This is a genomic window from Acidocella sp. (assembly GCF_027352905.1).
GTDB lineage: Bacteria > Pseudomonadota > Alphaproteobacteria > Acetobacterales > Acetobacteraceae > Acidocella.
Genome location: NZ_DAIEIF010000018.1, coordinates 1 through 6,885 on the forward strand (window position 1 = coordinate 1; position 6,885 = coordinate 6,885).

The window sequence follows — 6,885 nt, forward strand, 5'->3', positions numbered from 1 at the left end:
CGCCGCGTTCCAGGCCGCCGGCTCAAGCCCCGCCGCCCCGCCCCGCCCCGCCGGCGCGCAGCTCGTTTGGACGGAGCCGGGCCGCCTCGCGGTGCTCAGCCTCGGCTGCGAGGGAGCGGCGGCGGGCATCGCCCGGCTGCGCGCGCGGGGCATAAGCGCGCTGATCGCCGCGCCGGGGCATCCGTTCCCGCCCGGCGGGGGCCTGGAGATCATTCTGGTGGAGGATGCCACGCTGGCGCCGCTGGCGGCCCGGCTGCGCGCCCGGCTGGCGGCGGGCGAGGCGCTCGCCTTTCATGTCGAGCAGGGTCTCTCCGGCGCGGTGGCGGGGCTGGCCGCCCAGCTTTCCAGCCGCCGCGCTTGAGGAGAGGGGCCCGCGGGGCGGCTTGTGGGAAAGGCCGCGCATTGTCTTCGGCGCGGGGCCGATTATGATTAGGTCAGGCTGTTTACCGGATGGCGCGGCGCGCCGGCAAGAGCCAGTGCAAGACGCGCCCGGGCGATGCCGGACGCGGCGGCTGAGAAGGGAAGAAACCGATGGAAAGCAATGAATATGAGCTGTTGGGCCTGGGGCTGTGTTTCGAGGACCTGCCCCTGGGCCGGAAATTCCGCACGGTGGGGCGGACCCTGACGGAGGCCGATCTCGTCGCCTTTATCAACACGGTCGGGATGACCGAGGTGCTGTTCACCAATCTCGAATTTCTCAAGCATGAGAGCGATATCAAGCAGAGGGTGGTGCCGGGCTCGATGGTCTATTCCTTCGCGGAGGGGCTGCTGGTGAGCGCCACCATGCAGCATACCGGCTTCGCCTTTCTCGGCATGGAGTTGAACATCAAGGCGCCGACCTTCGCCGGGGATACGATCCATGTGGAATGCGAGGTGATCGAGAGCCGCCGCAGCGCCTCCCGCCCCAATCGCGGGCTGGTGAGGACGCGCAACAACGTCGTCAAGCAGGATGGCTCCGTGGTGCTGACTTACACCCCTCTGCGCATGATCAAGGCGCGCAGCGGCGGCGAGGGGAAGGGGCAAGGGGCGTGAGCGGGGCCGCCGCCACGCCGCGCCTGGCCGCGACGGTGATGCTGCTGCGCGACGGCCCGCGCGGGATCGAGGTGTTCATGCAGGTGCGGCATGAGGCGATGAATTTCGCCTCCGGCGCGCTGGTCTTTCCCGGCGGGCGGGTGGACGAGGATGATTACGCCCTGGGCCGGGATGCCGGCCTTTGCCCCAACCCGGAAGGCATCGCGGAGGAGGAGCTGGGCTTCCGTGTCGCCGGGGTGCGCGAAACATTCGAGGAATGTGGCATTCTCCTTGCCCACCAGGCGGGGACCGGCGCGGCGATCCCCCCGGAGCGGCTGGACGAGTTCAACGCCCGCTACCGGCTCGCCTCCGGGGGGCATTCCATCAACCTCGCCGCCATGCTGCGGGCGGAGGGCCTGACCCTGCGGCCGCACGCCCTCGTTCCCTTCGCGCGCTGGATCACGCCCGTCACCCGGCCGAAGCGGTTCGACACGGTGTTTCTCCTCGCCCGCGCCCCGGAGAACCAGCTGGGATTGCATGACGGAACGGAATCCGTGGAATCGCTCTGGCTCGCGCCGGAGCGGGCGATCGCCGATGGCGAGGCGGGGCGGTTCAACCTGATGTTCCCGACCATGATGAATCTGCGCAAGCTCGGCCGCGCCGCCACCGTGGAGGAGGCGCTGGCCGCCGCCCGCCAGTCGCGAATCATCCCCATCCTGCCCGAGATGGTGGGCAAGGGGCCGGGAAATAAGCGGCGGATGCGCATCCCCGAGGAGGCGGGATATGGCGGCAGCCTGTTCGAGATCGAGTCGCCCTAAACACCCGGCGGGAGGCCGCGCTCGCGGAAGGCGGCCTCGGCGAAGATCCGGCTGACATCCCCGCCCCAGGCGCCATGGTAGCGCGCCAGCCAATGCTCGGCCTGGCTGGGGCCGCCCGCGGCGATCTCCCGCAGCGGGGCGAGAAAGAGCGTCTCATCCTTTCCCGCCGGGTTGCGCCGCGCCCGCGCCCGCAACCCGTCCTGGGCGATGGCAACCACCTCCCCCGCCAGGTCGCGCAGCGTGCCCCGGCCAAAACGGGTGGCGAGGCCGGTTTTGGGCACCGCCGCGCGCAGGGCGAGGATGTCCGGGTAGGAGAGGGATTTCACCAGCGCCGCCGCCGCCGCCAGCGCCGCCTGGTCGTAGAACAGCCCGGTCCAGAGCGCCGATTGCGCCAGCATCATCTCCGGCGCGCCTGAATCCGCCCCGCGCGTCTCGATGTATTTTTTCAGCCGCACATCCGGAAAGGCGGTGGTGGCGTGATCGGCGAAATCGCCGATCGTCGCCCGCTCCCCCGGCAGGGCCGCCAGCCGCCCCGCCATGAAATCCCGGAAGGAGGCGCCGGCGGCGTCGTGATACGTCCCGTCGCGGTAGACGAAATACATCGGCACGTCGAGCAGCCAGCGGGCATAGGCCTCGAAGCCGAACCCGTCCTCGAAGATCACCGCCGGGATGCCGGCGCGGGCGTTATCGGTATCTCCCCAGACATGGGCGCGGTTGGAGAGCAGGCCGTTGGGCCGGCCCTCGTAAAACGGCGAATTGGCGAAGAGCGCGGTGGCCAGGGGTTGCAGGGCGCTGCCCACCCGCATCTTGGCCACCATATCCGCCTCGGAGCAGAAATCGAGATTCACCTGCACCGTGCAGGTGCGCAGCATCATATCCAGCCCGCGCGTGCCGACCCTGGGCATATAGGCGCGCATGATCCGGTAGCGGCTCTTGGGCATCCAGGGCATGTCCGCGCGCCGGGCGGTGGGATGGAAGCCGAGCGGCATGAAGCCGAGCCCCAGCGCCGGGGCCGTGCCGCGCAGCCGGGCGATATGGGCGTCCAGCTCCGCCCGGGTGGCGTGGAGGTCGGGCAGGGTGGCGCCGGAGAGCTCGAACTGGCCGCCCGGCTCCAGCGAGAGGGAGGCGCCGGCGGCGCCCTTCAGCCCGATGACCTTGCCGTTATCGAGAATCGGCTCCCAGGGCTCGCGCGCCTGGATGGCCCGCAAGAGCGCGCCGATGCCATCCGGCCCTTCATAGGCGGGGGGCGAATGGTCGCCGAGGCGGAAGCCGAACGCCTCATGCTCCGTGCCGATGGTGAATGCCGCCCTGGGCTTGCAGCCGGAGGCGAGATAGGCCGCCAGATCGCCGAGGCGTTCCGCCACGCGGGCATCGGCGTCGCCAGGATTAGACAAATCTTCCTCCCTCTCTCAAGGCCACGCCGCGAGATGCAGCGCCAGCCCGGCAATGGCGGCGGTCTCGGCCCGCAGGATGCGCCGCCCCAGCGACACGCGGGCGACGCGGGGCGTGCGAGCGATAGCGTCAAGCTCCTGATCGGTAAAGCCGCCCTCGGGGCCGGTCATCAATGCGGTGGGGCCGGTGGCGGGGCCGAGCAGGGGGGATGTGCGCCGCTCATCCGCCACGAAGAGCGGGCGCGCCGCCGGCCAGGCCGCCATCAGCTTCAGCACCGGCAGGGGCGGGCGGATCTCCGGCACGTGCAGCCGCTCGCATTGTTCCGCCGCCTCGGTGGCGATGGCGCGCAGCCGGTCGAGATTGACGTGATCCGCCTGGGTGCGCGCGGTGATGACGGGCTGGATGACCGAGACGCCGAGCTCGGTCGCCTTCTCCGCCACCAGATCGGTCTTCTGGCGCTTGAGCAGGGCGAAGCAGAGCCAGGCATCCGGCTCCGGCGCGGGCGGGCGGGTTTGCGCCTCCAGGACGAGGATGACGGATTTGCGTGAAATTTCCGTGATCCGCGCCCGCCATTCCCCCGCCTCGCCATTGAAGACGAGGAGGCTGTCGCCCCCGCCCAGGCGCATCACATTGGCGAGGTAATGGGCCTGCCCCCCGGAGACGGCGACAGCCCCGCCCGAAGCGGGCAAAACGGGCAAATGCAGGCGAATTGACGTGTCGGTCATGGCGGGCTGAATAGCATTCATGAGTGGATTTACCGATATCAGGCGCGGCGGCTGGGTGGCGCGCCTTCCGGAGCGTTATCTGCCCTACGTGCTTCTCGCCCGGCTCGACCGCCCCATCGGCGCCTGGCTGCTGTTTCTCCCGGGCTTCTGGGCCATCTGCCTGACCGCGCGGGGATTTTGGCAGGGGGCGTGGCTCACCTTGCTCTTCGCCATCGGCGCGGTGGTGATGCGCGGGGCGGGGTGCGTGGTGAACGATCTCTGGGACCGCGAGCTGGATGCGCGGGTGGAGCGCACGCGCGGGCGGCCACTGGCGGCGGGCATGGTCACCCCGTGGCAGGCCGGACTCTACCTCGCCGCTTTGGGCGGGATCGGGCTCGCCATCCTGCTCTGCCTCAACAATACCGCCCGGCTGCTGGGCGCCGCCTCTTTGGTGCTGGTGGCGCTCTACCCGCTGGCCAAGCGGGTGACCTGGTGGCCGCAGGTGATGCTGGGCTTCACCTTCGGCTGGGGCGCGCTGCTGGGCTACGCCGCCGCGCGCGGGGCGCTCACCTGGCCGGTGGTCCCGCTCTACCTCGCCGCCATTCTCTGGATCATCGGCTATGACACGATCTACGCGCATCAGGACCGCGAGGACGATACGCTGATCGGGGTGAAATCCACGGCGCGGCTGTTCGGCGCCCGCACGCGCGAGGCGCTGTGCCTCTGCTATGGCGGCGCGTTCCTCATGCTGCTCATCGCCATGAGCGGGTTTTCGCTGCATCCCTGGGGATACTGGCTGATGAGCCTCCCCGGCGCGCTGCTGCTGTGGCAGATTCTGCGGCTCGATATCGATGACCCGGCGCGCTGCCTCGCCTTGTTCAAGCTCAACCGCGAGGTGGGGCTGGCGGTGGCGCTGGCGATTTTGGCCGGCTGGATATGAAGAAGGGTAGGGCGATGATGCGGTTGCGTTCCTGGTTTTTATTTTTGCCGGCGCTGGCGGCGCTGAGCCTGCCGGCGCCGCGGGCCGGAGCGGCGGAGCTGGCCGGGGTGGCCGTGCCGGACGTGCAAACCCTGAACGGCCAGACCCTGGTGCTGAACGGGGCGGGGCTGAGAACCTATTCGGTGTTCAACGTGCGGATCTATGTGGCGGCGCTGTACCTGCCCCGGCGCGGCAGCGACGCCGAGGCCATTCTCGACGACACCGGGCCGAAGATTTTGCTGTTCCGCTTTCTGCACGATGTGAGTTTGGAGAAAGAGCAGAAAGCCTGGCGGGATGGGCTGGCGGAGAATTGCGTGGACCCCTGCCGGTTGAATCAGGCGGAGGTGGAGCGATTCCTGGCCTCGTTACGGCCGATTTCAGCCGGAGACAATTTTCTTCTCGTGTTCCAGCCGGATGGGATGGCCGCCTACGAGAACGGCCAGCCGCTGGGGCGCGTCGCCGACCCGCAATTCGCCTATGTGGTGCTGGCCATGTTCATCGGCCCGCATGCGCGCAATGAGGATTTACGCCGGGGGTTGCTGGGGCAGGGCCAAGGCGGCGGTTGACGCCGCCGCCCGCAGCGGCGAAACTTCCATGGCCGGGGTGCCCGCGTGAGGTGGGCTGAGATGATACCCGTTGAACCTGTCTGGGTCATGCCAGCGAAGGGAGAGCGCCGTGAGCCTCGATCGCCGCCTGTTTCTGTCCGCCGCCGCCGGCGCGCTCGCCGCGCCCGCCCTTGCCCGCGCCGCCGCGCCGCCTTTGCCCTTCACCGTGATCTTGGATTGGTTCGTCAATCCGGATCACGCGCCGCTCTTCGCCGCGAAATATTGCGGCGCGTATGAGGCCGAAGGGGTGGATGTGCGGCTCATCGCGCCCACGGACCCCGATATTCCGCCGCGCCTCGTCGCCGCGGGCAAGGCCGATGCGGCGCTGAGCTATCAGACCCAGCTTTATCTGCTGGTGGATCAGGGCCTGCCCGTCCGCCGCACCGGCGCGCTGATCGACAAATCCTTGAACACGCTGACGGCGCTGAAGCGCAGCGGCATCACCCGCCTGGCTGATCTGAGAGGGCGCAAAATCGGCTATTCGGTGGCGGGGGTGGAGCCGGTGATCATCGGCGCCATGCTCCGGCATGTGGGGATGAGCCTTGGCGATATCCGCCTCGTCAACGTCAATTTCCAGCTGGTCTCCGCCTTGCGGACGGGGGCGGTGGACGCGGTGATCGGCACCTACCGCACCTATGAGGATCTTCAGCTGGAGCAGGAGGGGCTGGACCCGGTGATCTTCCTGCCGGAGGATTACGGCGTGCCGCCCGCCGATGAGCTGATCCTGCTCTCCAATGCCAACGCCCTGCGCAACCCGGCCTTGCCGGGGTTTCTCGCCGCGCTCAAGCAGGGCGTGGCGGCGCTGAGGGCCGACCCGGAGGGAATGCTGAAACGGTTTTTGAAGGACAATCCCAGCCTCGATGACAGGCTGGATATCGCCTCCTGGCGGGCGCTGCCGCCTTACTTCGCCACCGATCCGGCGGCGCTGAACGCCGCGCGCTACCGGGTTTATCGTGATTTTCTCTACGCCAGCGGCGTGATCAAGCGGAAATCGCCGCTGGAGGATTATGCCGTGGCCATCGCCTGATGGCTACTGGAAGATGATCTCCACCCTGCGGTTCTGCGGCTCGCGCACGCCGGGACCGGTGGGCACCAGCAGATGGGTCTCGCCATAGCCGTGCATCTCGATCTCGCTGGCGGGGACGCCATCCGCGACGAGTTGCGCCGCCACCGCCTTGGCGCGCTTGACCGATAGCGTCATGTTGTATTGGGGCGAGCCGGAGGTGTCGGTGTAGCCATTCACCTCCAGCCGGGTGACGCTCTGGGTTTTGGAATCGGCGGCGGCCTGGGCGATGATCTGGGTGGCGCGCGGCGTGAGATTGTATTTATCCCAATCGAATAAGACTAGATAGGTTTTGGCCGGGGCGGGGGCGGGC

The 6,885-nt window shown here is 68.7% G+C and carries 9 protein-coding genes and 1 riboswitch; of the genes, 6 read left to right on the forward strand and 3 right to left on the reverse strand.

Translation table 11 applies throughout. The annotated features are described in order from the left end of the window. The 3 genes from M7H45_RS02720 to M7H45_RS02730 all read left to right on the forward strand — a co-directional run. Positions 1-361 (forward strand): hypothetical protein (locus M7H45_RS02720; RefSeq protein WP_298214466.1); only part of this gene is annotated, 361 nt, incomplete at its 5' end. A 170-nt stretch (positions 362-531) separates the two neighbouring features. Beyond that, on the forward strand, positions 532-1,032 hold the full coding sequence (locus tag M7H45_RS02725) for a MaoC/PaaZ C-terminal domain-containing protein (protein ID WP_298214467.1): 501 nt from the start codon (positions 532-534) through the stop codon (positions 1,030-1,032). Further along, on the forward strand, positions 1,029-1,829 hold the full coding sequence (locus M7H45_RS02730) for an NUDIX hydrolase (protein ID WP_298214468.1): 801 nt from the start codon (positions 1,029-1,031) through the stop codon (positions 1,827-1,829). Before M7H45_RS02725 ends, M7H45_RS02730 begins: the two co-directional genes overlap by 4 nt. Here the strand turns inward: M7H45_RS02730 and M7H45_RS02735 are convergent. Continuing rightward, positions 1,826-3,223: a glutamate--cysteine ligase gene (locus M7H45_RS02735; protein ID WP_298214469.1), complete on the reverse strand. Its 1,398-nt coding sequence runs from the start codon at positions 3,221-3,223 to the stop codon at positions 1,826-1,828. The two genes, M7H45_RS02730 and M7H45_RS02735, sit on opposite strands and share 4 nt — an antisense overlap. 15 nt (positions 3,224-3,238) lie before the next feature. Beyond that, on the reverse strand, positions 3,239-3,946 hold the full coding sequence (locus M7H45_RS02740) for a 16S rRNA (uracil(1498)-N(3))-methyltransferase (RefSeq protein WP_298214470.1): 708 nt from the start codon (positions 3,944-3,946) through the stop codon (positions 3,239-3,241). 19 nt (positions 3,947-3,965) lie between these two features. On the opposite strand from M7H45_RS02740, the gene ubiA reads away from it, so the two are divergent. The 3 genes from ubiA (at position 3,966) to M7H45_RS02755 (ending at position 6,536) form a co-directional block, all read left to right on the forward strand. Beyond that, positions 3,966-4,865: a 4-hydroxybenzoate octaprenyltransferase gene (gene ubiA, locus M7H45_RS02745; protein ID WP_298214472.1), complete on the forward strand. Its 900-nt coding sequence runs from the start codon at positions 3,966-3,968 to the stop codon at positions 4,863-4,865. 14 nt (positions 4,866-4,879) lie between these two features. Beyond that, on the forward strand, positions 4,880-5,470 hold the full coding sequence (locus M7H45_RS02750) for a chalcone isomerase family protein (protein ID WP_298214474.1): 591 nt from the start codon (positions 4,880-4,882) through the stop codon (positions 5,468-5,470). 23 nt (positions 5,471-5,493) lie between these two features. Continuing rightward, positions 5,494-5,590: riboswitch (TPP riboswitch) on the forward strand. Beyond that, positions 5,580-6,536 carry an ABC transporter substrate-binding protein gene (locus tag M7H45_RS02755; protein WP_298214477.1) on the forward strand — a complete coding sequence of 319 codons (957 nt, stop codon included), beginning with the start codon at positions 5,580-5,582 and terminating at the stop codon, positions 6,534-6,536. Its footprint overlaps the riboswitch before it by 11 nt. A 3-nt stretch (positions 6,537-6,539) precedes the next feature. Here the strand turns inward: M7H45_RS02755 and M7H45_RS02760 are convergent. Beyond that, positions 6,540-6,885, reverse strand: a 346-nt coding sequence (locus tag M7H45_RS02760) for an OmpA family protein (protein ID WP_298214479.1), incomplete at its 5' end; no start/stop codon positions are given.